The organism is Lactobacillus sp. S2-2 (genome assembly GCF_021698855.1).
Taxonomy (GTDB): domain Bacteria; phylum Bacillota; class Bacilli; order Lactobacillales; family Lactobacillaceae; genus Fructilactobacillus.
The window spans coordinates 1-26,857 of the sequence record NZ_WWFA01000013.1; the positions used below are offsets into that span (position 1 = coordinate 1).

At 28.1% G+C, this 26,857-nt stretch carries 34 protein-coding genes, 1 riboswitch and 1 other annotated feature; of the genes, 13 read left to right on the top strand and 21 right to left on the bottom strand.

Annotation, left to right across the window (positions count from 1 at the left end; translation table 11 throughout):
• Window positions 1-56: 56 nt before the first annotated feature.
• The 6 genes from GSH19_RS07010 to serC all read right to left on the bottom strand — a co-directional run bounded on the left by GSH19_RS07010 (window position 57) and on the right by serC (window position 4,638).
• Window positions 57-257 carry a hypothetical protein gene (locus GSH19_RS07010; RefSeq protein ID WP_237027393.1) on the bottom strand — a complete coding sequence of 67 codons (201 nt, stop codon included), beginning with the start codon at window positions 255-257 and terminating at the stop codon, window positions 57-59.
• Window positions 258-343: 86 nt separating this feature from the next.
• Complete coding sequence (locus tag GSH19_RS07015) at window positions 344-598, bottom strand: hypothetical protein (RefSeq protein ID WP_237027394.1); 255 nt, start codon at window positions 596-598, stop codon at window positions 344-346.
• Window positions 573-953: a hypothetical protein gene (locus GSH19_RS07020; protein ID WP_237027395.1), complete on the bottom strand. Its 381-nt coding sequence runs from the start codon at window positions 951-953 to the stop codon at window positions 573-575. Before GSH19_RS07020 ends, GSH19_RS07015 begins: the two co-directional genes overlap by 26 nt.
• Complete coding sequence (locus tag GSH19_RS07025) at window positions 946-2,268, bottom strand: Y-family DNA polymerase (RefSeq protein WP_237027396.1); 1,323 nt, start codon at window positions 2,266-2,268, stop codon at window positions 946-948. Before GSH19_RS07025 ends, GSH19_RS07020 begins: the two co-directional genes overlap by 8 nt.
• A 113-nt stretch (window positions 2,269-2,381) precedes the next feature.
• Window positions 2,382-3,545, bottom strand: a complete 1,164-nt coding sequence (locus GSH19_RS07030; RefSeq protein ID WP_237027397.1) for a phosphoglycerate dehydrogenase — start codon at window positions 3,543-3,545, stop codon at window positions 2,382-2,384.
• Complete coding sequence (serC, locus tag GSH19_RS07035) at window positions 3,532-4,638, bottom strand: 3-phosphoserine/phosphohydroxythreonine transaminase (RefSeq protein WP_237027398.1); 1,107 nt, start codon at window positions 4,636-4,638, stop codon at window positions 3,532-3,534. The genes GSH19_RS07030 and serC overlap by 14 nt, the downstream gene beginning before the upstream one ends.
• Window positions 4,639-5,023: 385 nt before the next feature.
• Here serC and GSH19_RS07040 point away from each other — a divergent pair, with 385 nt between their 5' ends.
• Window positions 5,024-5,653 carry a histidine phosphatase family protein gene (locus tag GSH19_RS07040; RefSeq protein WP_237027399.1) on the top strand — a complete coding sequence of 210 codons (630 nt, stop codon included), beginning with the start codon at window positions 5,024-5,026 and terminating at the stop codon, window positions 5,651-5,653.
• Window positions 5,654-5,664: 11 nt separating this feature from the next.
• Window positions 5,665-6,822 carry a D-alanyl-D-alanine carboxypeptidase gene (locus tag GSH19_RS07045; protein WP_237027400.1) on the top strand — a complete coding sequence of 386 codons (1,158 nt, stop codon included), beginning with the start codon at window positions 5,665-5,667 and terminating at the stop codon, window positions 6,820-6,822.
• 45 nt (window positions 6,823-6,867) lie between these two features.
• Here the strand turns inward: GSH19_RS07045 and GSH19_RS07050 are convergent, their stop codons facing one another.
• The 5 genes from GSH19_RS07050 to GSH19_RS07070 form a co-directional block, all read right to left on the bottom strand.
• Window positions 6,868-7,356: a helix-turn-helix domain-containing protein gene (locus GSH19_RS07050; RefSeq protein ID WP_237027401.1), complete on the bottom strand. Its 489-nt coding sequence runs from the start codon at window positions 7,354-7,356 to the stop codon at window positions 6,868-6,870.
• A 124-nt stretch (window positions 7,357-7,480) separates the two neighbouring features.
• Window positions 7,481-8,134, bottom strand: a complete 654-nt coding sequence (locus GSH19_RS07055; protein WP_237027402.1) for an amino acid ABC transporter permease — start codon at window positions 8,132-8,134, stop codon at window positions 7,481-7,483.
• A gap of 15 nt (window positions 8,135-8,149) precedes the next feature.
• Complete coding sequence (locus GSH19_RS07060; RefSeq protein ID WP_237027403.1) at window positions 8,150-8,788, bottom strand: amino acid ABC transporter permease; 639 nt, start codon at window positions 8,786-8,788, stop codon at window positions 8,150-8,152.
• On the bottom strand, window positions 8,788-9,615 hold the full coding sequence (locus GSH19_RS07065; protein ID WP_237027404.1) for a transporter substrate-binding domain-containing protein: 828 nt from the start codon (window positions 9,613-9,615) through the stop codon (window positions 8,788-8,790). Before GSH19_RS07065 ends, GSH19_RS07060 begins: the two co-directional genes overlap by 1 nt.
• Before the next feature lie 11 nt (window positions 9,616-9,626).
• A complete protein-coding gene (locus tag GSH19_RS07070; RefSeq protein WP_305067599.1) occupies window positions 9,627-10,367 on the bottom strand; it encodes an amino acid ABC transporter ATP-binding protein in 741 nt (246 codons plus the stop codon).
• 459 nt (window positions 10,368-10,826) lie between these two features.
• Between GSH19_RS07070 and GSH19_RS07075 the strand changes: the two genes are divergently transcribed.
• Window positions 10,827-11,801: a hypothetical protein gene (locus GSH19_RS07075; RefSeq protein WP_237027405.1), complete on the top strand. Its 975-nt coding sequence runs from the start codon at window positions 10,827-10,829 to the stop codon at window positions 11,799-11,801.
• A gap of 34 nt (window positions 11,802-11,835) precedes the next feature.
• Here GSH19_RS07075 and GSH19_RS07080 read toward each other — a convergent pair whose 3' ends face one another.
• Together GSH19_RS07080 and GSH19_RS07085 are read right to left on the bottom strand one after the other, a co-directional pair.
• Window positions 11,836-12,177, bottom strand: coding sequence for a hypothetical protein (locus tag GSH19_RS07080; protein ID WP_237027406.1), 342 nt, complete (start codon window positions 12,175-12,177; stop codon window positions 11,836-11,838).
• Window positions 12,177-12,554 carry a TetR/AcrR family transcriptional regulator gene (locus tag GSH19_RS07085; RefSeq protein ID WP_237027407.1) on the bottom strand — a complete coding sequence of 126 codons (378 nt, stop codon included), beginning with the start codon at window positions 12,552-12,554 and terminating at the stop codon, window positions 12,177-12,179. Before GSH19_RS07085 ends, GSH19_RS07080 begins: the two co-directional genes overlap by 1 nt.
• Window positions 12,555-12,643: 89 nt before the next feature.
• Window positions 12,644-12,870: a binding site (T-box leader), on the top strand.
• A gap of 68 nt (window positions 12,871-12,938) precedes the next feature.
• Between GSH19_RS07085 and brnQ the strand changes: the two genes are divergently transcribed.
• Window positions 12,939-14,312, top strand: a complete 1,374-nt coding sequence (gene brnQ / locus GSH19_RS07090) for a branched-chain amino acid transport system II carrier protein (protein WP_237027408.1) — start codon at window positions 12,939-12,941, stop codon at window positions 14,310-14,312.
• A gap of 8 nt (window positions 14,313-14,320) precedes the next feature.
• Here brnQ and GSH19_RS07095 read toward each other — a convergent pair whose 3' ends face one another.
• Both GSH19_RS07095 and GSH19_RS07100 read right to left on the bottom strand, forming a co-directional pair.
• The gene (locus tag GSH19_RS07095; protein WP_237027409.1) at window positions 14,321-15,190 is read right to left on the bottom strand and encodes a GRP family sugar transporter; all 870 of its coding nucleotides are present in this window, start codon (window positions 15,188-15,190) and stop codon (window positions 14,321-14,323) included.
• A 79-nt stretch (window positions 15,191-15,269) separates the two neighbouring features.
• Window positions 15,270-16,685: a deoxyribodipyrimidine photo-lyase gene (locus GSH19_RS07100; RefSeq protein WP_237027410.1), complete on the bottom strand. Its 1,416-nt coding sequence runs from the start codon at window positions 16,683-16,685 to the stop codon at window positions 15,270-15,272.
• A gap of 111 nt (window positions 16,686-16,796) precedes the next feature.
• Between GSH19_RS07100 and GSH19_RS07105 the strand changes: the two genes are divergently transcribed.
• Together GSH19_RS07105 and GSH19_RS07110 are read left to right on the top strand one after the other, a co-directional pair.
• Window positions 16,797-17,441, top strand: a complete 645-nt coding sequence (locus GSH19_RS07105) for a CatB-related O-acetyltransferase (RefSeq protein ID WP_237027411.1) — start codon at window positions 16,797-16,799, stop codon at window positions 17,439-17,441.
• An 82-nt stretch (window positions 17,442-17,523) separates the two neighbouring features.
• Window positions 17,524-17,988: a DUF2798 domain-containing protein gene (locus tag GSH19_RS07110; RefSeq protein ID WP_237027412.1), complete on the top strand. Its 465-nt coding sequence runs from the start codon at window positions 17,524-17,526 to the stop codon at window positions 17,986-17,988.
• Window positions 17,989-18,019: 31 nt separating this feature from the next.
• Here GSH19_RS07110 and GSH19_RS07115 read toward each other — a convergent pair whose 3' ends face one another.
• The gene (locus tag GSH19_RS07115; protein WP_237027413.1) at window positions 18,020-18,556 is read right to left on the bottom strand and encodes a folate family ECF transporter S component; all 537 of its coding nucleotides are present in this window, start codon (window positions 18,554-18,556) and stop codon (window positions 18,020-18,022) included.
• A 63-nt stretch (window positions 18,557-18,619) separates the two neighbouring features.
• Window positions 18,620-18,715: riboswitch (THF riboswitch) on the bottom strand.
• Window positions 18,716-18,817: 102 nt separating this feature from the next.
• Window positions 18,818-19,384: a LysM domain-containing protein gene (locus GSH19_RS07120; protein WP_370636178.1), complete on the bottom strand. Its 567-nt coding sequence runs from the start codon at window positions 19,382-19,384 to the stop codon at window positions 18,818-18,820.
• A 371-nt stretch (window positions 19,385-19,755) separates the two neighbouring features.
• Here GSH19_RS07120 and GSH19_RS07125 point away from each other — a divergent pair, with 371 nt between their 5' ends.
• Window positions 19,756-20,271, top strand: a complete 516-nt coding sequence (locus GSH19_RS07125) for a hypothetical protein (RefSeq protein ID WP_237027414.1) — start codon at window positions 19,756-19,758, stop codon at window positions 20,269-20,271.
• A gap of 40 nt (window positions 20,272-20,311) precedes the next feature.
• Here the strand turns inward: GSH19_RS07125 and GSH19_RS07130 are convergent, their stop codons facing one another.
• The 3 genes from GSH19_RS07130 to GSH19_RS07140 form a co-directional block, all read right to left on the bottom strand.
• Window positions 20,312-20,818 carry a hypothetical protein gene (locus GSH19_RS07130; protein ID WP_237027415.1) on the bottom strand — a complete coding sequence of 169 codons (507 nt, stop codon included), beginning with the start codon at window positions 20,816-20,818 and terminating at the stop codon, window positions 20,312-20,314.
• Window positions 20,819-20,894: 76 nt separating this feature from the next.
• A complete protein-coding gene (locus tag GSH19_RS07135; protein WP_237027416.1) occupies window positions 20,895-21,509 on the bottom strand; it encodes a hypothetical protein in 615 nt (204 codons plus the stop codon).
• Between the two features lie 82 nt (window positions 21,510-21,591).
• A complete protein-coding gene (locus GSH19_RS07140; RefSeq protein WP_237027417.1) occupies window positions 21,592-22,212 on the bottom strand; it encodes an NAD(P)-dependent oxidoreductase in 621 nt (206 codons plus the stop codon).
• A 160-nt stretch (window positions 22,213-22,372) separates the two neighbouring features.
• Between GSH19_RS07140 and GSH19_RS07145 the strand changes: the two genes are divergently transcribed.
• The 6 genes from GSH19_RS07145 to GSH19_RS07170 all read left to right on the top strand — a co-directional run bounded on the left by GSH19_RS07145 (window position 22,373) and on the right by GSH19_RS07170 (window position 26,337).
• On the top strand, window positions 22,373-23,707 hold the full coding sequence (locus tag GSH19_RS07145; protein WP_237027418.1) for an MFS transporter: 1,335 nt from the start codon (window positions 22,373-22,375) through the stop codon (window positions 23,705-23,707).
• A 21-nt stretch (window positions 23,708-23,728) separates the two neighbouring features.
• Complete coding sequence (locus GSH19_RS07150) at window positions 23,729-24,079, top strand: hypothetical protein (protein WP_237027419.1); 351 nt, start codon at window positions 23,729-23,731, stop codon at window positions 24,077-24,079.
• Window positions 24,080-24,128: 49 nt separating this feature from the next.
• On the top strand, window positions 24,129-24,323 hold the full coding sequence (locus tag GSH19_RS07155; RefSeq protein WP_237027420.1) for a hypothetical protein: 195 nt from the start codon (window positions 24,129-24,131) through the stop codon (window positions 24,321-24,323).
• Window positions 24,324-24,407: 84 nt separating this feature from the next.
• The gene (locus GSH19_RS07160; protein ID WP_237027421.1) at window positions 24,408-25,052 is read left to right on the top strand and encodes an NAD(P)H-binding protein; all 645 of its coding nucleotides are present in this window, start codon (window positions 24,408-24,410) and stop codon (window positions 25,050-25,052) included.
• A 20-nt stretch (window positions 25,053-25,072) separates the two neighbouring features.
• Window positions 25,073-25,474 carry a MerR family transcriptional regulator gene (locus GSH19_RS07165; protein ID WP_237027422.1) on the top strand — a complete coding sequence of 134 codons (402 nt, stop codon included), beginning with the start codon at window positions 25,073-25,075 and terminating at the stop codon, window positions 25,472-25,474.
• Window positions 25,474-26,337 carry an aldo/keto reductase gene (locus GSH19_RS07170; RefSeq protein ID WP_237027423.1) on the top strand — a complete coding sequence of 288 codons (864 nt, stop codon included), beginning with the start codon at window positions 25,474-25,476 and terminating at the stop codon, window positions 26,335-26,337. Before GSH19_RS07165 ends, GSH19_RS07170 begins: the two co-directional genes overlap by 1 nt.
• A gap of 56 nt (window positions 26,338-26,393) precedes the next feature.
• Here the strand turns inward: GSH19_RS07170 and GSH19_RS07175 are convergent.
• Window positions 26,394-26,857: IS3 family transposase (locus GSH19_RS07175; RefSeq protein WP_237027424.1), on the bottom strand; the 464-nt coding region annotated here is incomplete at its 5' end.

Sequence of the window (26,857 nt, forward strand, 5' to 3'; positions counted from 1 at the left end):
AACAATAATATTTTTATCATAAAAAACAGCTCCTAATTGATATAAAAAAGACTTTTCTAAGAAAAGTCTTTTAAATCGTCCGATAATTGATTTTGACGTTCTCTAATCAATTGATTTAGTTCATCTAAATCAACTAAAGTTGCGGACATTCTGATAAAATCTTTTGCCGCGTTACGATTATTAAAGTAATCCATACGATCCTCATTTTTATTTATCCAAACATCGTTAACTTGGTTATAAAAATCAGACGATTTCATTAATCCTCGCCACCTTGCGCTAAATTTTAACAGTTATATTTTAACATAAAACAAATTATAATACTAAGCATAGTATCTAAAATTATTTATCTGTTTATAATAGTAATATTAGTAGCTTTATAAACAGCTTTTAACATTTCATCTAAATCATCCATTAAATCTAATTCATTCACCATTCTTATTGGAATTGATTTTATAGAATGACCAATTTTAAAAAATTCAAAATAAAAATTTATTTGCTTAGAATAAATCTGATGGACCACAATTAATCGATAAATTGTATTTCTTTTTTTCGTAAATAACTGATTAACTTTATCAATTATTAATTCTTCTAGATTCATTTTTTACTGACCTCATATTCGTTAATAAAACATGTATTTTATCAATGTAAACTCCATCTTCACTAAATCCTTGAACTGATCCTTTAATATTACGCATTAATTGATGGTCAATATTTTCAATATTTTGTTGCACTAAAACTTTCTCATAATTTAAATAAGCATCCATTAATATCATTTTCATTTCTGATAAACTCATTTTTTCTAATTTAATTTCACTATAATTATTTTCTTCTTCATCTTTATGCAAAGACTGTGTATGATCAGATAAAAAAAATCCATTCCATTTTACTTTTCCTCGTTCACGATAATCATATTTAAAATAATTAGTAACTATTCTTTTAAAATCATCATTCATAGCTGTTTCCTCCATTATGTCCTCCAACTAAATTAGACCGTTGAATTGCAGTTCCTCCTTTTGAATAAGAAACACCTCTCATCAATGAAGTAATGCCAAATTTTTGTCGTACTTTATCAATAATTTGATTTACTTTTTGTGATTTTATATTTTGTTTAGGTGTTTCAAATAAATTTAGTTGACTGTAATTATCATTTCTTAAATCACCATAATCAATTCCAATATTTCTAATTGCTTCGTTATTCCAATACTTTTCAAATAAATCAGTCATAATTTTCATCAGCATTCTTGAATCATTTGTTGGCGTTATTCTTAATTGTTTTTTGAAACCTGATTCTTCTTTTTCTTCAATAGCTGCATATGAAAATCCGATATATAAACTAACCAAAGTTGTTTGCTTATGATGAGACCTAATTCTCGTAGCTACTTGATCAGCCATTTCTTTAATTACAACTTCAATTTCTTCTTTTACAGTATAGTCTTTGGGCAAAACTTGAGAATTACTGTAGGAGTTACTTTTTGTTTTCACTTTTTCAGCTAAATCTGTCCGATCGACTCCCCATGATAATGCATAAAGTTGTTCACCAATTATCCCCATTTCACTTCTTATTTTGTAAGGATTTGTATGAGCTAAATCACCAATAGAATTAATTCCCATTTTATTTAATTTTAATTCTGTCTTTTTACCAATGCTCCAAACAGAACTTAAATTGCTAATTGGCCATAATTTTTTGGGAACATCAGAATAATGAAATACTCCAATTAGATTATGAGTTTTTTTAGCCTCTAAATCTAACGCTAATTTAGCCAAAACCGGAGAATCACCAATTCCTACTGTTAAATAAATTCCTGTTTTTTTTCGAACTTCTTTTTGAATCCTTTTTGCAACACTTAATGGTGTATCGCCAAACAAATGCCATGATTTAGTCATATCTAAAATAGATTCATCAATTGAATAAGGTAATAAATGATTTTCATCAGTAAATGTTCGATAAATATTGTTTATTTGAAGATTACGCTTAATATACAAATTCATTCTTGGAGGCACTTTAATTAATTCTGATGCTGCGGGTAAATCTCTTTGTCTTGAAACATTACTAATTCCATACTTTTTTTTAGCTTGAGGAGAAGCAGCTAAGATTAATCCACCATTTGTATTTTCAGCTTCTGATAGAACAACTAGAACAGATTTCAAGGGATTTAATCCACGTTCAACACTTTCGACACTGGCATAAAAGCTTTTAGAATCAATTAGAAAAAAGACTCGCTTTTTTTCAAATTGATAATCGTATTCAGAAGTTAAATATTCCATCATAATTCATCCCTCTAATTTAATAATCTATAATTCAAATTATACGAACAAATGTTCCTTTTTTCAAGTGGTATTATTCCAAATAAAAAACAGGCTCATTAGCCTGCTTCACAAAATTATTTACTTATAATACGAGCCTTAATCATTCCATCAATTTTATTTAAATTATCTTCCAAATGATTTTTTTGTTCATTAAAATCATTAATATCAATGATAGTATAGGCAATTTTATCTTTTGAACCGTTTCCCATATTCTCTATATTAATTTTCAAGTCTGCCAATAATTTGGTAATTTGACCCACCATATTTGGAATATTTTTATGAATTAAAGTAATTCTATTTTTAGCATTAAATGGTAATTTTAAATTAGGTAAATTAACTGAATTAGTTGTATCACCTAATTCTAAAAATTGCATGATTGAATGAGCACCTTTAATTGCACCATTATCTTCTGCTTCAAGTGTTGATCCACCAATATGTGGAGTTACAATTACATCTTCTCGATTAAGTAAAATATCATTACCAAAATCAGAAATGTATTGTTTCAATCGATTTTTATCTAAAGCATCAATTACAGCTTGATCATCAACAATTCCACCTCGAGCAAAGTTAATTAAAACAGCTTCTTTTTTCATTTTTTTAATTTCTTTATCATTAATTAAACCGATTGTGTCATTATTTTTAGGCAAATGAATCGTTACGTAATCTGCATCTTTTAAAGCTTGATTTAAGTCAGTAGCTCGGTTAATCTCATTTGAAATTTGCCATGCAGCATCTGGTTCTAAATAAGGATCAAATGCATCAACCTTCATTCCCAATTGTTCAGCCGCATTAGCAACTAATGATCCAACATGACCAGCTCCAATTACAGCTAATTTTTTTCCTAGTAATTCTGATCCGCTAAATTTAGTCTTATCTTTTTCTGTTCGTAAAGAAATATCTCCTCCACCATTATTAGCTGAATATTCTGCAGCTCCAATTAAATTTCTAGCTGATACTAGCATTAGCCCAATCACTGCTTCTTTAACCGCATTAGCATTACTTCCCGGAGTATTAAAAACTGCAATTCCTTTTTCTGTAGCTTTATCTAATGGAATATTATTGTATCCTGCCCCACAACGAGCAATCACTTTTAAATTTTCTGGAAATTGATGTTCATGTAAATCAACCGAACGAATTAAATATCCATCAGCATTGTCAGTTTGATTAATTTGATAATTATCATTAAATTGTTTTAATCCAGCTTCTGCAATTGCGTTATATGTTTTAATATTCTTCACTTTTAATTTCTCCTTTAGTATATTCATTTTCAAATTTTTGTAAGAATTTAATTAATGCTTTGACACCTTCGATTGGCATTGCATTATATAAACTAGCTCTCATTCCACCAATACTACGATGACCTTTTAAGTTCTTTAATCCTTTTTGTTCAGCTTGTTTTACAAATAATTGATTTAATTCATCATCATTAGTTGTAAAAGTAACATTAGTTAATGAACGATCATTTTTATTTACATAATTATTAAATAATTTTGATTGATCAAGATATTCATATAACATTGTTGCTTTTTTACGATTAATTTTTTCCATTTCCTTAATTCCACCAATATCATTTTTCAACCATTTTAAAACTAATCCACAAGCATAAATGGGAAAAACTGGTGAAGTATTATACATTGAATCTTTTTCAATAAATAATTTGTAATTTAAAATACTTGGAATGGCTTTGACTTGATCAATTAAATCTTCACGTACAATCACAATTGTGACTCCAGCTGGTCCAACGTTTTTTTGTGCTCCGGCAAAAATCATCCCAAAATCTGAAACATTATATTCTTGAGCTAAAAAATTAGATGACATATCTCCCACAATTGGAACATTCAATTGTGGAATTTCATGATAAGCGGTTCCTTCAATTGTATTATTAACGGTCATATGTAAATAATCATATTCTCCAGTTAAATAAGTTTGGTTAATTTGTGGTAATTGATAATATTTACTATCAATTCCAGATTTTATTTGATCTACTTTAAACCCTAAGTTCATTGCTTCTTTTTCAGCTTTTTTTGCCCAATAACCACTATCTAGCAAAGCAATTTTTTGATGTTTATTAGCTAAATTCATTGGTGCTGCTGCAAATTGACCACTTCCTCCTCCTTGAAAGAATAAAATTTTATAATTATCAGGAATTTGCATTAAATCTTTCAGATCTTTTTTTGCATCTTCTAAAATTTGAACAAAATCTTTTGAACGATGAGAAATTTCTAAGATACTCATTCCACTTTCATTAATTGATAGTAAATTATTTTGAATCTCTTTAATTACCTTATCTGGTAAAGTAGCTGGACCTGCTGAAAAATTATATACTGTCATCTTTGACTCCCCTTAAAATATAATCAGAAAATTGGATAAAAAAAGACTCTCACAAGGTTACACTGTGAGAGTCTTCCATCCAGATAATTTTCTGGTATTTATGAATATCCTCTCATAGTGATAATCACCTATGAGAGTCATTTTTTAGTCGTTAGATTTCTTTGATAGCATTAAATAACAACCTTGCTCTACATAGATGAATGTATGGACAAGGATGAGGATTGGCTCATTAAATTGTTAAATAATAATATCATGTTGAAACCTCCTTTTTCTGTTATCTAGTAATTTACCAGACTAAAATAAATAAAGCAACAATTTTCTTAATCTTTTTTTAATTTATTTAAAAATATGCCATAATAAGAAAAACAACATTAGGAGATTTTATATGACAAACTTTTATTTTATTCGCCATGGTCAAACTAGTGCCAATGCTCAAGGTTTAAAACAAGGACAAATCAATACTGAAGTTACTAATTTAAATGAAATCGGTCAAAAACAAGCCCAAAACTTATTTAATCATTTTGATATTAGCTTTGCTGATCGAATTATTTGTAGTCCTCTAAATCGAACAACTGATACTGCCAATATTATTAATCAAAATGCACAATTACCATTAGATTTTGATGAAAGAATTCTAGAAATTTCTTATGGTAATTGGGACGGTCAAAGTAATCAAAAGTTACAAAATGACCATCCAGAAGTTTTTGATAATATCATTAATGATGTCTTACCTTCCTATCAAAAAATTGCTGGTGGAGAAACATTTTTAGATGTGATGAATCGCGTCAAAAATTTCATGGAAGATACTGAACAGAAATATCCAAATGATAATATCATTGTAGTTACTCATGGATTTACAATTAAAGCAGCGACTTTAGTTGCGGCTTCAATTACAGATGACAAGCAAATGATGTTCATTGAAGAACCAGAAAATACTAGTGTTACTAAAATAAAATTAGAACAATCACATTATTACTGTGAGTATTATAATCGAACAGCTAATGATAATTTCTAAAGGAGATCATTATGAAAAAAGTTATTAAATATTCACTTATTACATTATCTGCTGTACTATTCTTTAGTTTTATTCAACAAATTACTACAGACGCCGCTTCATACAAAATTAAAACGATTCAAACTTACGGCACAGCTATTGGACAAGAATACTCTGAAGAAAATGCCTATCATACTAGAAGTCTTACAAAAAATGTTTGGGCTTACAACGCAAATACCAATCTAGATAATCTTAAAAAAGATAATTCATTCACCAAAAGAGTCTTTAATTTAAAAAATCAAAAAGGACAAACATTCTTTATTGGATCAAAAGTCAAAGTTTATCATAAAGGAAAAATAAAATATTATTACTACATCTATACCAGAAGTGGCCATAAAAATGGATATGTTCCGCTTAATTCCATAAAACAAGGTTTTAGTCCTTATGGTTATCAAATGGTTAAAATCAAATGGCATCCTTATGGATTAAGAGTTTATCTTAAAGACTTCAAAAAGCCAACTTATCTATGGAACGCTAAGCATACTAAAAAAATTGCTAAATTAAATGATTATCCAAGTATGACTTGGACACAATTTTATACAACTACCATAAGACATAATGGAAAAGATAAACAATACTATCGAGTTTTTGGAAAACCTAATAATGATCAACGTAAAAAAGATATCGATGGTTTTATTGATGTGAATAGTATGCAAATAGGTTACAATCCCAATCATACCCAGCTACCTTATTCAACGGTTGATGAATTTAATAACACTAGCGAATATATTAAGTATTTAAAAACGCATAAAAGTCAAAAATTATCCCGAGAAATTATGCAACTATTTCCTAATAGCACTCCTGATTTAACACTATCTAGAATTGCGGTCGCAAATTATGATACCGATTATGAAAAAGGTAGCACTGAAGGATATCGTGACATTATTAGCTTTCCTACTATTCAAAGTAAATTATATAAAAATAAAAAAGCTTCAACTGCAACTAAAGTAAAAATCATCAAAAAAGAATTAGCTAAACAAGGTTATACTGCTAAAAAAAGAGCTGCCATGTCAAATTACAAACTTGGGATTCAAATTGTAAATAATTTAAATGAAAAAATAATTGGTAATGATGGTAACGGTGGTTCTATCAATAATAGATATGTTTTCATTTTAGCTAAAAAAGATTAATATAAGAAAAAGCATAAATCTAAAAAAGATTTTATGCTTTTTTGTTTAAAAAAATTGAATTACATAAAGTATTAAAAATAACAACATCGATAAAACAAGACTAATATTATATTTTTTATTTCTAATATATGAAATTAATGTATATGTAACAATACACAGTTCTAAAAGAAATAAAATAACAAAAATATATGCTAGATATGAATGACCAAATGTAAAAAATCCTCGAAAATTAAGTACTAAATAAGCAACAATTGCAACCAAAACACAGCTAATTCCTACAACCCATTTAAAATTACGTTTTTTTGTTAAAAATTTATTCATTTTATTAACCATCTCTGTATCTCCTCTAATCAAATCATCTAATGTAAGATTAAATTCATCAGATATTTTTAATAATGTTAAAATATCTGGATAGTACTTTCCCCTTTCCCAACCTGAAATATTTTGTCTTGAAACATTTAATTTATTTGATAATTGAATTTGTGTTAATTTATTTTGTTCTCTTATTTTTTTAATTTGATCACCAATTGTCATATATCCATCTCCTTTATTCTAGTATTAACTATTTTATACGAATCAGTAAAGAAAGTACTGCTTGCATTGACTATCTAAATAAAAAACGTCTTGAAATAATTAAATTTCAAGACGTTTTTTATTTTTATCCAAATCTTTTTTCTAATTTTTTTGCAACAACTGATAATGCAAAACAAACTACAAAATACATTACAGCTATAATCAAATACATTGGTAACATATAATTAGTATTTTGACCGTAAATAATTTGTGCATGATATAACAATTCAGGTAATAAAATAACTGTTGCAAGTGAAGTATCTTTAATCAAAGAAATAAATTGTGAAACAATTGGTGGAATCATTTTAAATAAAGCTTGCGGAATAACAATATGTCTCATTGCCTGCCAATACGTTAATCCATTAGCTCTTGCACCTTCCATTTGACCTTTATTAACTGCCAAAATACCACTTCGTACAATTTCTGCAAGCATCGCTGATTCAAAAACAACTAATGCAATAATCGAGGCAGACATTGGCGAGGTTCTTAATCCAATTTGCGGTAAAGCAAAGTAGGTGAAAAAGAACAATAATAGTAATGGTAAATTACGAATAATGTCGATAATAAAACCGACAATTCCAGAAATAAACTTAATTTTAGAATAACGAATAATTCCAAAAACCAATCCAATAATAAAACTCAGTACAATTGAAATAAGAGAAACTTCAATTGTTACCCATAAACCTTCTAGTAAGAAACGAAGATTTATCCAAGAAAAAGCTTGTGCTAAAATTGACATTCTTTTCCACCTCCTCTAACTTAATTTATTTTCTAAATGCTTCATATAATAGCTAAGCGGTAAAGTTATAATCAAATATAATACTCCAACAACCAAGTAGGTATTAATTGTATCAAAAGTTTGAGAAGCAAGTGAGTCTCCTTGATACATTAAATCAAAACCAGCTACAAATGCTAAAACAGAAGAATTTTTGATCAAGTTAACGAATTGATTCCCTAAAGGAGGAATAACTAAAACAAAAGCTTGTGGTAAAATAATATTTTTCATCGCTTGCCAATAAGTTAATCCATTAGATCTTGCACCTTCCATTTGACCAATATCAATCGATTGAATTCCTGCACGAACAGTTTCAGCAATAAATGATGATGTATATAAGGTTAGGCCTATTGTTCCAGCAGCAAATCCAGATATAGTAAAGAAATACTGAGGAAAAACAACATAGAAAAACATTGTAATAACAAGTAACGGAATATTTCTAAATAGTTCAATATAAGCACGAGCAAATCCACTCAAAAACTTATTTTGAAAAGTTTCCATAATAGCAAATCCAGAACCAATAACTAAGGAAAAGAATAAAGCTAAAATACTACATAAAACTGTATTAAAAAATCCACTTAAAAATACTTGCCAATTATTAACTAAAACATGAATCATTATTCTTCAGCCTCCTTTAAATCAAACCCTGGAATACTACCAAACCATTTTTTAACCAATTTAGTATATGTACCATCAGCTTTAATTTCATCAAGGGCTTTATTCATATGATCACGCATTTCAGTTTGACCCTTATCAACAGCTAATCCATAAGGTTCATTAGTAAATGCACCACCTACAACTTGATAGTTTGGATTTTCTTTGGCAATTCCAAATAAAATACCATTATCAGTTGTCATAGCAATCCCTTGACCTGATTTAAGTGCAGAAAAAGCTTGAGCATAATCATCTAATTCTAATACTTTTGCTTTAGGGGCATACTTATGAATATTATCAACGGCAGTTGTTCCCTTAACAGCCATAACTTGAGTACCCTTTTTATTTAAATCATTAATTCCTTTAATTGAACTACCTTTTTTAACTAAAATTGATTGACCAGCGCCAAAATAAGGTTTAGTAAAATCAAGAATTTTTTTACGTTCAGGTGTAATTGTCATTGTTGCAGCGACTGCATCAATACTATTATTTTTTAATAATGGAACCTTAGTTTTAGCAGTTGTTGCAACAAATTCTGCTTTAGCATCTTTACCAAACATCTTTTTAGTGATTGCCTTTGCAATATCAATATCAAATCCTTCAGTTTTACCATTCTTGATATTTACTAATCCAAATAATTTAGTATCAGATTTAACTCCCCAAACAATCTTTTTAGCCTCTTTGCTATTTTGATAAACATTAGTTTGACTACTTTGTCCACAACTTGTCAGTGTAAAAACTGCCATCATTAATACAAGTAATCCCAATGTTTTTTTTAAAAGTTTTGCCATTTGGATTCCCCCTATTTGTGAACAATAATCTTGCTAAGGAATTTACGTGCTCTTTCTTCTTTAGGATTATTATAAAATTCTTCGGCTGTATCATCTTCAATAATTGTACCTTGGTCAATAAAAACAACACGATCAGCAACTTCACGAGCAAATCCCATTTCATGAGTAACAACTACCATAGTCATATCAGTTGTTTGGGCAATTTTCTTCATAACATTTAAAACATCATCAATCATTTCAGGATCAAGTGCAGATGTTGGTTCATCAAATAACATTACTTTAGGTTTCATCGCAAGTGATCTGGCAATTGCTACACGTTGCTTTTGTCCACCTGATAATTGACTAGGTTTTGCATTGATTTTATCTTTTAATCCAACCATATCAAGAAATTCTAAGGCTGTCTCTTTATTTTCTTTTTCATCGCGTTTTAAAACAAGGCGTGGTGCTAGCATAATATTTTCTAAAACTGTTTTATTATCATATAAATTAAAGTGTTGAAATACCATTCCAACATCTTTTCTAATTTTATTAATGTCAGTTTTTTTATCAGCTAAATCAAATCCATTAACAACTAATTGACCGGAAGAAAAATCTTCTAATCCATTAATTGTACGAATCAAGGTACTTTTACCTGAACCAGATGGGCCAAGGACAACAACAACTTCACCTTTATTCACTTCTAAGTTGATATTATTTAGTGCATGATATTCACCATAATATTTTTCAACATTTTTAAATTTAATCATGGACATAAAAATCGCCTACTTTCTTTTAAATTAAACTAAATTAAGTAATATCTAAATTTTTAAAAAAACTTATCACTAATTACAATTTATTTTAATCGTTTGATTTTATAAATCATAGCAAAAAGATTTGTAAAACACAATTTTTCATGGCAGAAACCATCACATCAAGTATAAAAACATAACTAAATATGAACGACTATCTTTCTTTTTATGTAATAGTTTTGATTTTATTTTAATCGTTTCAATTCCTTTTTTAAGCCTCTGTGTAAGTATTTTAATAAAAAAGAGTTAAAATATTAATATATAAAATATTAGATAAGGACATTAACATTGGAAAAATCAAAAAAGTTTTTTTTATTTACATCATTTACTATATTAGTTTGCCTTCTTTTTACAATAAAGCCTCTTGGAAAAACACAAAGAAAAATTGCATTAACTCCTTATAACGTTAATCATTATAGAATTTTGTATAATAAAAACTATGCAAAAAAACGTTATAAATATCATAAAACTTTCGATTACTCTAAAAGTATTTTTCAAGATTATCCAGATGAGCTTGTAAAAATACGTGGTAATAGTAAAAAAATCAATTTTAAAACAGAATACTTTTTACCCGTTAATTACAGTAAAAAGAAAAACTTTGGTAATCCGCAAAGTATTCAGATTGTTGGAAAATATGCCTACATTATGTACACCCTTAAAGGGGGATCTAATTACGGATTTGTTGCTAGATATAATTTAAGTAAATTAAAATTACTCGGTGTAACAAATCAAGGTACAATGTCTATTTTTAGAAAAGCAACCTATAATTTCAAAAACAATAAAACTTCAGATTTAGATAATGAAATTATGAAGTGTATCAAAGTTGGACCTACTAAAAGAATTGGTCATGGTCAATCAATGGCATATAATCCGAAAAGTAAACAAATGTGGTTTATCACGAAAAATAAAATCAATGCAACTATCCAAAGACTTGATATGAAAACTCTAAAGCCAAAAAATAAAATTAATTTTAGACTAAATGCTTTCACCCCAATGGGTGCCAATTTAACTTTTGATAAAAAAGGAAATGCTTATTATTATTCATACTCATCTGGTGGCCCAATTCCTAAAAAAACAGTCAAATTGTATAAGGGTAAAATAACTAATAAAAGTGTTAAATTTAAAATAATTATGCAAGGAATTAGACGAGCTCCAGGAGCTACAGCTCAATCCATTAGCTATAACCCAAAGAACAATAATTTATATTTAATTTCTGATAGTGGAGTATCTAGAATTCCAATTAAAAGACTTGGAAAGTTAAGAAAAAAAGATATTAGAACTGTTATTACAAATCAAAAAAGAGAATTTGAAGGACTAGGATTCACAAAAAAGGGTATTGGTTATCTAATGCCAAATAAGGGTCCAGAATTGATGAAATTATCTAATGCAAATTTCTAAAGAAAAAAGCTTCGTATATATATACGAAGCTTTTTTATAAGTTATTTAATTCACTTTCATCAAAATTATTATTAACACCTAAAATTAATCTAGTATATTTTTCATCTTTCAATTGAATAACCAATATTTTTTCTTTTAAATTAATATTCCAAAAACTTTTTTTATGATCTTTAACAAAAGTTCCAGCAATCTTATTAAATCCTTTAGTACCAGGCATCTTAGTTCCTGTCCCATCACTCACAATTCCATTATCAATGGTTGCACCCATCACATGATTAACTGGTACTACTATTTTAGTTTTTAATGACCAGAGTTTATCTAATCCTTTAGGTTCAACGATTAAGTTTTGTTTAGTTATTTTTATATTATTTGCCATTAAATTCCATCCCCACTAATTTTTGCTTTTTTGATAAGATATGAACCAATTAAATTTTCAATAAATTGACCTTTATTCTTTTTATACCAATCCTTTATAATTTGTTTTATTTGCTCACTCTTATTACTTAATTCCATCATAGAAATAACTATCATCCCTAATGTTTTATCAGAAGTTTGACTATTCTTTAAACAATTCTGCAGTGCTAAAATAAACATTTTTTGCTTACTACCAAAAGCACTATATAAACTACCACGTAACATTCCTGTCACTTTTACTAAATCATCTAAAGAAGCTGCTGTATAACCTTTTTGAATAAATAAATCAGTCATTTTTTCAATGACATCTACTTGTTGATATTTTTTATTTCTTCCCATACATTAAATATAACTATTTTTGACTAATTAGTCAAAAATAAAAATAATTGACTTAATTAATAAAACAATATACTATATTCCTAATATATTTAATTGCTATGATAAAGAAGAGTAATAATTTAATTATTTTAAGCGAGCTTCGTTAGGTGAAAGGAAGTAAATAATTAATTATGAAAATCACTTTTAAGCTATGTACCGAATTTTAATTAATGTACATTGGGAGTGCCCATTACAGCACCGACGTATGATTGTACGTTTTTTAGGTTGATGTTATATCAACGAATTAAGGTGGTACCGCGTTTTGGACGCCCTTGGTCTTTTGATCAAGGGCGTTTTTTATTACCAATTAATATTAAAATTATAAAACTTTGGAGGTTATTTTTAATGGATGAATTACAAGATAGAAATCCCAATCCACTAACCATCAAGGATTACTTATTAATTAGTTCCTTACTTTTTGCACTATTTTTTGGAGCTGGAAACTTAATTTTTCCACTTCACTTAGGTCAATTATCTGGTTCAAATTGGTTCATTGCAGCACTTGGATTCTTAGTAACTGCCGTTGTACTACCTTTATTATCAGTTTTAGCAATTAGTATTACTAAATCAAAAGGTGTTTTTGATATTGGATTGCCATTAGGTAAACCATTCGCTTTAACATTTATGGTTTTAATCCATGCCACCATTGGTCCTTTTTTTGGAACTCCTAGAACTGCAACTGTCGCTTTCTCAGTTGGTATCGAACCACTTTTACCTAAAAATTACACTCATGTTGGACTACTCATTTTTTCTGGTATTTTCTTCTTATGTGCATTTTTACTGTCATACAAAGAAACTAATATTATGAAAAGTGTTGGAAAATTATTAAATCCTTTGTTTCTAATCCTATTATTCTTAGTATTTATTTTTGCTTTCATGTCACCTTTAGGTCATGCTAATCAACAAAATGTAACTGATTTATATCAACATAGTAGTTTTTTCCATGGCTTTCTTGAAGGATACAATACAATGGACGCCTTAGCTGGACTTGCATTTGGAGTTACTGTTGTCACAGCAGTTAATCAGTTAGGAAAAACTAATCCAAAAAGTAATGCTAAAGTAACCGCAAAATCAGGTTTTTTAGCAACTGGATTAATTGGAATTATTTACTTAATCTTAATCTGGTTAGGAGCGACTAGTCTGAACCAATTTAAATTATCTAATGATGGTGGAATTGCATTCAATCAAATCATGAAAACTTTTATGGGAAATGTTGGTCCAGCATTATTAGCAACTCTGTTAACACTAACCTGTTTAACAACAGCAGTTGGTTTAGTTGCCGCATTTGCTCAAGATTTTTATCATCATTTTAAATTCTTCAGCTATCGTACTTGGTTAACTTTAATGTGCTTAACTTCATTTTTAGCAGCCAATTTTGGTTTAGAAAAAATAATTGCTTGGTCACTTCCAGTACTAATGTTTTTATATCCTTTTGCAATGGTCTTAATTCTTTTGTCCGTTTGCTCTCCTTTATTCAAAAAAGATTCATCAGTTTATATTTCAGTTGTGCTATTTACATTATTCCCTGCATTATTAGACATGCTTAAAGCATGCCCTTCTGTAATTACACAAAATAATTTTGTTCAAACTATTCTTAATCTACAAACGACATATCTACCATTTGCTGATATTGGTATGGATTGGGTAATCCCTGCATTAATAGGTTTAGTTATTGGACTATTAGTATATAAATTTAAAAATAAAAAAAGCACATATTAATGTGCTTTTTAATTACTTCCAATCATAAATGCTGCAATAACAATTAAGATTAATCCCATAAATGAATAAACTAATTCTTTTTTTGTTTTTGTTTCTTTTAAAATTAAAATCCCACCAATTGTAGAAACAACTACATTCATTTGAGTTAATGGGAATGCTGTTGCAGGTCCATTTAAACTTAATGAAATTAAGTAACATACGAATCCTAATCCACCGAATAATCCAACAATCATATTTTTGATTGTTAAAATATCAGTCAAAGGATTCTTAGTTGATCTTTTCCTCATAACAATTCCTAAAAATATTCCTCCACAACCCATTCCAAGCATCATAGGTAATACTCCAGCAATTCCATCAGTATTTGAAATTTTGGGTGCCACATTACAAAAGGCAAATCCAATTGAACCAATAATTGTTAATATTAATCCTGATTTATAATCCATTTTTTGATTATCTTTTTTGGTTTTATCTCTTAAACTAGTTAAAACAATTCCACAAATTAATAATAAGATACTTAAGAACCCAATTATTTTAGCATGTGAACTACCCCAATCACCCCAAAAGATTACTCCAGCTAAAGGAATTTCAATTAATTGAAGTCCTGTCGAAAGTGGCATCGCAGTTGATACATTCATTTTTTCAAAGGACATAAATTGAGTTAATTGTGCAATTGCCCAAACAAATCCACCCACAAAACACCAGAAAAAATCATTAATCGAAATATTAGGTCGAACAATTAAATAAACAATAATCCCTAGAATTGCCTGACCTAATGAAGAACCAAGTACTTGATTAATCGGCTTTCCACCTAGCTTAGTAGCTAAAATAGGACACATTCCAAATAATAACGAAGGTAATATTGCAATTACAAGATTCAAAAAACCACTCTTTTCTTTAAATTCTTAAACATTTAATAATATAACAATTATAAATAAATAAAACTAGGGTAAATTAACCCTAGTTTTTTAAAGATTCTTTACTTGTTTTATAAACATCTAGAACTCTCTTTCGAGCTTCTTTATGATTAATAATTGGTAATGGATAATCACTACCTATTTTAATTCCAAATTTTTGCTGTTCTGCAATATTTAAAGTTTGTGGTTCGTGAATTTTTTGATTATTAATTCTGCTTAATTGAGGCAAATATTGTTTAATAAAATCTCCATTTTTATCAAATCTTTGTGATTGTAAAGTTGGATTAAAAATTCGAAAATAAGGAACACTATCAGTCCCTGTTGAAGCAGACCATTGCCATCCACCAATATTACTTGCCGGATCATAATCAACTAATTTTTCATGAAAATATTGTTCACCCCATCGCCAATCAATTAATAAATCTTTAACTAGAAATGAAGCAACAATCATTCTTAAACGATTATGCATCCAACCAGTTTGATTTAATTGATGCATCGCAGCATCAACGATTGGAAATCCGGTTTCTCCATTTTTCCATGCTTTAAAGTTTTCTTCATTGTTATCCCATTTAATTTGTTGAAAATCTTCTTTAATTGAAACTTCCTTTTGATTTGGATACATCGTATAAATCATATTGTAAAAATCACGCCAACATAATTCTTGAATAAACGTTTTTTTACCATCTGAATCTGGTTGATTTATTACTTTTTGATATACTTGTCGAATAGAAATTTCGCCCGTACGCAAAAATTGTGATAATCGACTTGTTCCATTAACACTTGGAATATCTCGCATTCGTTCATAATCCTTTAAATGATAATGAACAAAATCATTTAATCTAATTTGTGCATTATTAGCTCCAACTTTAATTTGATTTAAAACCTCATCTTGATGAATTAATTCAGAAAGCTTATCGCTATAATCAATCAACGTTTCAGAACGAAATTTATTTGATTCAATCTCATATGAAAGAGGTTTTCTTTTCTCTAATTTAACCCATTGTCGATAATATGGAGTAAATACTTTATATCCAGAACCATCATTTTTTTTAATTTCTTTTGCTCCATGTAAATAATGATCTGAATATGGATGTACATCAAAATTAAGGTCTTGCTCCAAAAACTGAGCCATTTCTTGATCTCTTGATCTTCCAAAGCCATTTTCATCAAAGTTAAAATAAATGCCATCAGCTTTTGATAATTTATTTTTTAATTCACGAAATGCATCATAAATATCACCATATAAAATATTCAATGCAATATTATGTTCGGCTAATTCTAACTTTAATTGTTGAACACTTTTAAAAAATGTACTTTGATTTAAAGTAGGTGTTGCTTCTAATTGTTCTGGATTAATATGAAAAACACAAATTAAATCATTACTACTTTGCATTGCATTATATAAAGCTGTATTATCTTCCAAACGTAAATCTCTTCTAAACCACATTACTGAAGTCATAAATTAACTCCTCACTTTTATTTTTTAATTTAATTTCAGAGTACTATATATAAAATCAATATTCCATTATGATAACTTTGAAATAAATAATTTGAAACGAGGTAATAATCTATGACAAAAAATATTTTCCCCAATCCTAATGAAGAATTTCCAGTTGATGGAATTGATAGCGTAACCTATATTAAACCTACAATCAAAAATAAAAATATTATCGTTGGTGATTTTTCTTATTTCAGTGGACAAAATTTTGAAGAACATGTAACTCATCATTATGATTTTTATAATAACAAATTAATAATTGGTAAATTCTGCCAAATTGCTGTAGGAGTTAATTTCATTATGAATGGAGCAAATCATAAAATGAATTCTGTTTCTACTTTTCCCTTCTATATTTTAAATGGTTGGGATCAAAATGTACCTCCACTTACAGAAATGAATATTAAAGGAGATACAGTTGTTGGAAATGATGTTTGGATTGGTCAGAATGTAACAATCCTTCCAGGTGTAACAATTGGAGATGGCGCAATTATTGGAATGAATAGTGTTGTTGGAAGCGATATTCCACCATATACTATTGTAGCTGGAAATCCAGCTACAAAAATTAGAAAACGCTTTGATGATGACTTTATTGAATTTTTAGAACAATTAAAATGGTGGGATTTAGATATCTCCACAATTAATGAAATTATTCCTGCTTTAAATGATAAAGATTTATCAAATGTAAAAGAAACTTTAAAAAAATATCTTAAACAGTGATTTAATCTTTTATTTATAAAATTTTACTTACGAGAAAATTTTAAATATGGTACGATAATTTCATTGCCAAAGGAGAGATTATATGCCAAAAAATTTAAAAGAAGAATTATTTTTTACTGCTATTATGGCTGGTTTAATGGTTTTTGGAATGACATTTTACAATATTACAAAAGCTGAAGGATTTAATAGTCATCTTTTAATAGACGTATTAGTTGGTTATCCATTAGGATTATTAGTTGCTGTATTGTTAGATTTATTTCTGATTGGTCCAATTGTTAAAAAAATTGCTTTTACCTTTATCTTTAATAAAGATATCGAATACAAACCAATTGTTATTGGAATTACAATTTCAGTAATGATGGTTCTTGGAATGGTTACTTGTATGTCACTATTCGGAATTATTGTTGAAGGTGGAGATGCAAACACTAGTTTTTTCCAATTATATGGAAAAACTTGGATTTTTAATTTAATCGCTGCACTTCCATTACAACTATTAATTGTTGGACCATTAGCCAGATTTTCATTAGGAAAAATTCAAGCAAACTAAAAAAGCTACCATATATATGGCAGCTTTTTTATTATTTAAATATTTTTTGTTTTATATTTTTAATTGGTAAGTAATTTAAAACTAAATAAATTACAATAATTTGAATTGGTGTAGTAATTAAATTTTTAACTAATCTAACATTAAAATAAGCCCAAAAATCAACATTATAAAGCATCTTAATCCACAATGTATTCATAAATAGATTAACTAAAATAGCAATTATACAACTAGTAATAATAATTCTAGTTAATGAAATTGACTCTTTATTATAAAAAGCCAAACTATAAATCAAAGCACCAACTATTGCCGATAAAGTAAATCCGATAAAAATTGGTTGACCAGACAATGCTGTTCCTAATATATCACCAATTGCTGCAATAATAACTGACCACATCGGACCAAACCAATAGGCAATTAAAGTTGTTACAACAAAAACCAAACTAACCTTTACAACATCTGGACCAATTGTAAATCTTTTTAAAATCAGTTCGATTGCTAACAATATTCCTAACAGAGTAACTCCGTTAGTTGTCAGACTTTTAACACCGTAACGTTCTAATGTATTCATATTGACATCTCCTTTTTTTAAGAAGCTGCCACTATTATATATGTACATGTTAATTAATATCCTAGTGGCGAATGCGGGACAAATATCGCAATCATTGATTTTCGTTCAGTGTTCACATTCCGTTCCACTGACACTTTACGCATAAGTCCCTACCCCTTTTTTGTTAGAACGAGTTAATTGTAACACACTTATTAAATAAAAATAGATGACACTTATATTTAATCAATAAAAAAAGTCTTGTTTTATAACAAGACTTTTTTATTAATACCAACCATTAGCTTGCCAGAATGACTTAGCTGCACTCCATGATCCATAACGACTATTTACATAATTATCTGCAACTTTTTCTTGGTTAGCTGCTGAATAGTCACCATTTAAGTATGATGATGATAATTGATACTTACCTGCATATTGTCCATTTCTGGCTGAATATGATCCACCTGATTCACGGTTTGCAATCCATGCTTTAGCTGAACTATCTGATCCAGATACATTTGATGAATAATTTGTTTGTGTTTGATTTGATTGAACTTGGTTAGTTTGTTGCGTATTTTGTGATTGAACATTTTGACTTGGTTGTGCTTGACTAGCTTCACTAGTTAAGTTTAATTGTTCTCCCACATAAATTACGTTGATATCTTTTAAATTGTTGGCATTTTTAATTGAATCAATTGAAACATTATTTGCATTAGCAATCTTTGCAACTGTATCTCCTGATTTAACTGTTACTTGGTTTGTTGATGCTTCTGCATTTGCACTTACTAAGAATAATCCTAATGCAGCTGTTCCTAATGTAATTACTGATTTAATACTTTTTGATTTTAAAATAATAAATTCCTCCTAGTTATTTCCGTAAAATTTAGATGTCTTTCATTCGATGTTTCATATTATGCCATACAGAAAATTACAAAAGAATAACAGCGACTTTAAATAAAAATAGTTTTTTGTAAATATGTAATACTTAAACAATATTCAGTAAAATTATAAAAACAACCAAAATCATTTCATTAATAAAAAGTTATTATATCAACGTTTATATCCATGTCTACGATAAGTAGACACAAATAACATTGATAAATTAAAATTATTTGAATAACATTAACAAAAACAGCCAGGAGATGATTTATATAAAAAAATACAAATAAACATTTCATTTTTATCTATTGTATACATTCAAATATTCGAAAGAAGGACTACATATGAACTCAAAAAGAATTTTTAGTAAATCAATTATTGTATTAGCATTACTTTTCCCATTATTTTATTTCAGTGCAATCAACACTGATGCTAAAAAAGTGTCTCCTGAAAAAGAACAAACTGTTCTAATCAATAAAATTTCAAATAAAACATACAGTTTTATGGATAAAATTAAAGAAAATGTTATCCCAGCTATTAAAGACTACAAACCAGAAACTAGCGATGGTAAAGATGCTAAACAAGGTTTATTAGATGGACTTAACTCAAGTACTGACAAAAAACAATTTAAAAAAGAATTTAAAAAGCAATTTAAAATTACTATGAAAAAAGGAATGAGCCAAACTGGAATTACATCAGTTAAGGCACAAAATAAACAACTTAAACAATCATTAAAATCATTCGATGAAATGAAATCTTCTGATTTAAATAAAGTTGATCAACAACTTAATCGCTTTGTTTTACTTTTCTTACAAGTTATTGATGGTAAAACAACCATTCAATTACCTGCAATTAAATAATAAGAATAAAAAAAGAGTAGCTATAAAATAGCTACTTTTTTTATCCGATGAAATGACTAGCATTTCCCTTTGTACCAACTTTTTTGCTGTATCCAGACTTATTATATTTAAAATTATGACTTTTACCATCAAAATTTTTAGTCCAAACTACGAAATTCCCCTTATTATAATAAGAAATCATTGTTTTTTTACCACCAATTTTCTTGTTGGAAAGCCAATACTTAGTTTTTAAATTTTTATAGAATGTATATGAATGTTTTTTTGATTTTTTAATATCTAAATTTTTGTTTTTACTTGAATAATTAATTTTATCTAGTGGTTTTAATTTACCATTTGTATATTTAAATCTTCCTAAATCAATAGAATTCTTTTTAACTGTCATTGCAAAAATTTCATGTTTTCCATCGTAAGTTAGCCATGTTCCTCTTAACTCAGTTGGCGTAGTATTATGGTTAATATATTTAGCTTGTGTCGATTGATTACCAATAAATAGTAGAAAAGCAGTAACTGTCCCTAATAGTAATAAAGTTATTTTTCTATGTTTCATGGAAATACCTCCTTGAATTTTAAATTCTTTTTTATATTACCATAAATAAAAAAAGACCGCTTAAACGATCTTTTGATTAAGTAATTGGATTATTTGCAAAAAATAATGCGGGAAAATTCTTTTCTGATTGATCTAATTTATATTTTTTGGCTTCTTTAAGTGAAATTTTAGCAATTTTTTTATTACGCCCACTCAATTTATTAAGCTCTTTATCTAATTTTTTTATACTTAACATATTGTTAGTGAAATCAACTTCCTTTTTCGAAAATTGACTAAGCGCTTTATTATTTAAATTCTTATTATAAAGATTCTCAGAATTAACCCATCCTTTATATTTACTATTTTTACTAATAATTTCATAAAGAACTTTATTTTTATATTCCCATATATTTTTTATTTTAAATCCAAAATTTTTCTTAGATAAATAAGAAACATATTTAGAACTATAATACTTAACCGGTACTTTATTTGGATTATTTTTCATTAAAACATTTTTAAATTTATTCCCATTATTAACAATTTGAAATACATATCCATTTTTTGCAAGTCGATTAGTCCAAGTCTTATCATTACTAATATGGTTCATACTCGAATCAGCATTTACCGTTTGAAAACTCACAATTAATGTAGAAAGACTTATTAATATTATTAATAAAGGTTTAAAGATACTAACTTTAACACTATTATTCATAAACAGGCTTCCTTTCAAAAAACATATCATTAATATTTACTATCTTCGTTTTATCACTAATTTCAAATTAATCAACCATTTATTAAATTCCGACTACACTAATCCTTTGTTTCAAATGATTTCCTTTAGTTGCTTCATCAATCATTGCAATTGCAAAATCGGCATAGCTAATTTCACTTTCACCTTTAGAATTATAAATCTGTTGTTCTCCGCCTAAAATGTAATCATTTTTACGTTCTCCAGTTGCATTAAATAATTGAGCTGGACTAATATATGTCCATAAAAAATCATCACAATCTCTCAAATAATCTAATGCTTTGGCCATTCCATTAGCTATCGGTTTATATGCTTCCGGAAAATCATTAACATCCATCATTCTTTGTTGATGCTTAGAATCAACATACAAACTACCAGCACCACCATTAATTATTAATCTTTTATTTGTATTCTTTAATAATTGATATAATTTTTTCGTTATCTTTAAATGATCATCAAAATTACTTGATCCAAAACAAGATAATACTACATCAAAAGGTTTCAAATCATCATATGAAATATCAAATAAATCCTTTTTTATAACATTTTTTGCGACGGTTTTATTTTCTCCTCTTACCATTACAGTTACATCTAGATTTCGATTAATTGCTTCATTTGTGACTAATTGTCCTTCTTTACCATTTGCTGCTAAAACTAAATATTTCATAGCCAAACCTTCTTTTTTTTAATATATTTCTACTTACTAATAATACAATTAAAAAAAATTTATTTATAATAATTAGCTTATTTATTTGCCTTGAAGTTAACTCCATAGTTTAGAATTATTTTTTGTCTTAAACATCTAACTATAAGGAGTGAACATATTTATGAAGAAACAAAAATTTGGTATGACTTTACCAATTATTTTATTTACCTATTTTTTAATTTTATTAGATAATTCAATTGTTTTTACCGGAACCGTAAAAATCGCTAATGATTTAAACTTAGATGCTAGATCTCTTTCATGGGTTTCTAATGCATATGCATTAACTTTTGCTGGCTTACTTTTAACAATGGGAAGAGCTGGTGATTTATTCGGACGTAAAAATATTTTTATCTGTGGATTAATTATCTTTGCTGGTGGTTCATTAGCGGTAGGCTTATCAGATAGTAGTACATCCATTATTATCGCTCGAGCATTTCAAGGAATTGGTTCATCAATTTTGGCTCCCTCAACTCTTGCTTTAATTATGGATAACTATCAAGGAGAAATGCGAAATAAAGCAATTGGTTATTATGGAGCAACTGCTGGAATTGGTGGAATTGCCGGATTAGTTATAGGTGGTTGGATTGCTGAAGCATTCTCTTGGCGTGATGGATTTTTAATCAATGTTCCAATTGCCATTATTGTCGCAATTCTTGCAATTAAATTTATTAAAAAATCTGATACTGTTCATGGAAAAATTGATTACTTAGGATCATTATTATCAATTATTGGAATGGTTACTCTAGTTTACAGTATTGTTGGTGAAGGCGGAAATGTAATTGCTTTAGTTATTGCAATTATTTCATTCATTAGTTTAATTTTAGTTGAAAAGAAAGTTAAACAACCATTATTACCACTTAAATTGTTCGCCGACCGCCAAAGAAGTGGTGCTTACTTAGCCAGATTTATTTTTATGGGTGCAATGTTTGCTTACTGGTTCTTAACTCCACAAGCAATGCAAAACGTACTTCATTTTTCTACTTTACTGGCTGGAATTGCTTTTATACCAATGTCTATTCCACAATTTTTATCAGGAATGAAAAGCTCAAACATTATGGCTAAATTTGGAAATACTAATACTTTAATTTTTGGAGTTACTGTTTCTTTAATCGCAGTTATTATTCCAAGTTTTATCAGCGTTAACCAAGGCTACTTGATTTCTATTGAAATTCCAATGGTACTACTAGGAATTGGTCAAGGATTAACTTTAAGTTGTTTAACTGTTGATGGTGTTGCTAATACTGATGCAGAAATTGCTGGTGCTGCTAGTGGAGTTGTCAATACTAGTCATCAAATTGGTTCGTCAGTTGGTCTTTCATTAATTGTTGTTTTAACTTCTGGAATTAAAGCTCCAGCTATTTTATATCAACATTCAATGATTCTAGAAACTTTACTATTAATTTTGACTTTAATAATAGTTCTTTTTGTTATTTATCCAGCTACTAATAAAAAATAATATTTAATGAGGAATTTAATTATGAAAAAATCAATAAAATTTATTTTATTAATAACTATATTAATTATCAGAGGTGGTTTAATGTTTTCAATTAATAATCATGATTCAGCACAAAAAAATCAAAACAAATCAAAGATTGTTAAGAAAAACACTCAGGATAATAGTTCATCATTAGTTTTATATTTTTCTGTTTCAGGTAATACTAAAAACGCAACTAATTCACTAGGTAAACAAATTAATGCTCCAGTTCAAGAAATTACCCCAGTTGATAAGTTCCCCACTAATTATGATGGAACTGTGAAAATGGCACGTAAACAATTAGATGATCAAGTTCATCCAAAAATAAAAAAACAAAATTTCCAATATAAATAAATATAAAACTATCTATATTGGTTATCCCACTTGGTGGCAACAACCTCCAATGATTATTCATACTTTATTTGATGATTATAATTTCAAAGGAAAAACAATTATTCCCTTTACTACAAGTATGTCGACCCCAATGAGTTCATCACAAAAATATATTGATCAAATGGCTAAAAAAAATCAAGCTAAATCAAAAAACGGTTTTAGATACGAAAATTCTAATGATTTAAAAAAATTTCTAAAAAAATAAATATTATCTCTTGCTATGGAGTTAACTCCATAGTTTAAGATATGTTTTGTAAATTAAGTTAATAACAAATGGAGGAAACAAATTATGAATATGTTAATTTTAGGTGGAAATGGTGCAATTGCTCGTTTAGTAAGTGAACAAGTTACTAATAACGAAGATACAAAGGATGTTAATATTAAGTTGTTCTTAAGAGATACTAAACGTGTTGATGATTTAACTAAATTATCTAATATTGAAAGTATTGAAGGAGATTTAGATAATTACGATTCAATCGTTTCAGCAATGGATGGACAAGATCTTATTTTTGATGCAACCGGAGCTGCTGCTACTACTGAAAGAACAAAAAATATTATTAAAGCTATGCAAACAAAGGGTGTTAAAAGAATTGTTTCTATCAATGATTTAGGTATCTATGGTGAAGTACCTGGTGAATTTGGTAGATGGAATGCTGAAATGCTAGGAGTTCATGTTCAATATGGTCGTGATTCTGCTAACTTATTAAAAAAATCTGATCTAGATGAAACTACTTTAAGACTATCTTGGTTAACTAATAATGATGAAACTGATTATGAATTAACTAAAAAAGGTGAAGACTTTAAGGGAACTACTGTATCACGTAAAAGTGTCGCTGATGTCATATTTAAAATTGTTAAAAATCCAAGTTTCTTAATTAATGAAAGTGTTGGAATTAATCGTCCCGGAACTGATGGTGACCGTCCTCAATACTAATTTATAAGGAAGTGATTAGTTTGAATATTAATGCGATAAGTAAAGAATTTAATTTGTCTAAAGACACTTTAAGATACTGGGAAAGAATTGGTTTATTACCTAAAATAAAAAGGAATTCTAGTGGCTATCGAGAATATTCCGAAACAGATAAGAATTGGGTTTTTTATATTCAAGTCTTAAGAAATGCTGGTATGACAATTGAATCATTAATTGAATTTGTTGATCTTTATCGAAGTGATAACAACACTAATGAAACTCGTAAATCATTATTAATTGAACAACGAGATTTATTAGAACAAGAAATTAAAGAACGACAAAAAACAATTAATTATTTATCTTATAAAATTAATAACTATGACAGTCACACTTTAAAATATGAAAATGAAAAATTGGCTTATGAAAATAATAAGGAGGAAAAATAATGGACTACAAAGAATTAGTTAATAAAACAAAAATACCTGCACTAGGATTTGGTGTTTTTCAAATTAAGGAAGCTGGAGCAACTAAACAAGCTGTTATCGATGCCATAAAAACTGGATATCGTTTAATTGATACAGCTGCCAGTTATGGTAATGAGCGTGAAGTTGGAGAAGGAATTAAAGCTGCAATTGACCAAGGATTAGTTACTAGAGAAGACTTATTTGTCACTTCAAAACTTTGGGTCGAAGATGTGTCAGCTGAAAAGGCTGATCAAGCAATTAATGATTCACTTAGTCGTTTACAATTAGATTATTTAGATCTCTTATTAATTCATCAACCTTATAATGATGTTTTTGGAGCATGGAAAGCAATGGAAAATGCTTACGATGAAGGTAAATTAAAAGCAATTGGTGTATCTAATTTCGATATTGCTCAAATTACTAACTTAGCTGAATTTAGTCGAATCAAGCCCATGGTTGATCAAATTGAAGTTAGCCCATTTGAACAAAACGAAGAAAAAGTTAAATACCTACAAGAATATGGTGTTCAAGTTGAAGCATGGGCTCCATTTGCAGAAGGTAAACATGATTTATTTAAAAATGAATTACTTCAAAAAATTGGAGATAAATACAATAAATCAATTGCTCAAGTTATCTTAAGATGGTTAAATCAAAGAAATATTATTCCATTATCTAAATCAGTTAATGCTGATCGTATGGCACAAAATTTAGATGTTTTAGATTTCTCATTATCAGATGACGATATGCAAGAAATAACTAAATTAAACCGTAATGAAAGTCAATTCTTTGATCACCATGATCCAGAAATGATTAAATGGATGGCAAGCCGTTCAATTGAATATTAAATAAAAAAGCATGAAGTAAAATTTTACTTTGATGTGAACCCCAAAAGTTGGACAACTTAATTTAATATTTTTGCTAAGGCAAATTTTCGATATTCAATCGGAGATTTGCCTTTTAATTTAGTTTTAATTCTATCTTCATTATAATATCTAATCCATTCTTTCATTGCACTAATTAGTTCTTCTTTGCTTTGATACTTTTTAAACATCATTTCCGCTTTCATAAGATGAAAAAACGATTCCATTGAAGCATTATCTAGACATGTCCCTTTACGGGACATGCTTTTAAAGAATTTATTTTCTTTCAATAAAACATTCCATTCCAAACTTTGATATTGAATTCCTCGATCACTATGGATTGTGGTTCGATATTCTAAACTGGGTATTTTTTTAATTGCTTTTTTCAAAGATGTAATTACTGTTTTAGTGGTTGGATGTTCATTGATTTCATAAGCCAAAATTTCTCCGGAAAACAAATCTAAAATTGGAGACAAATAAACGGGGTGGTTTATATTTTGATTTC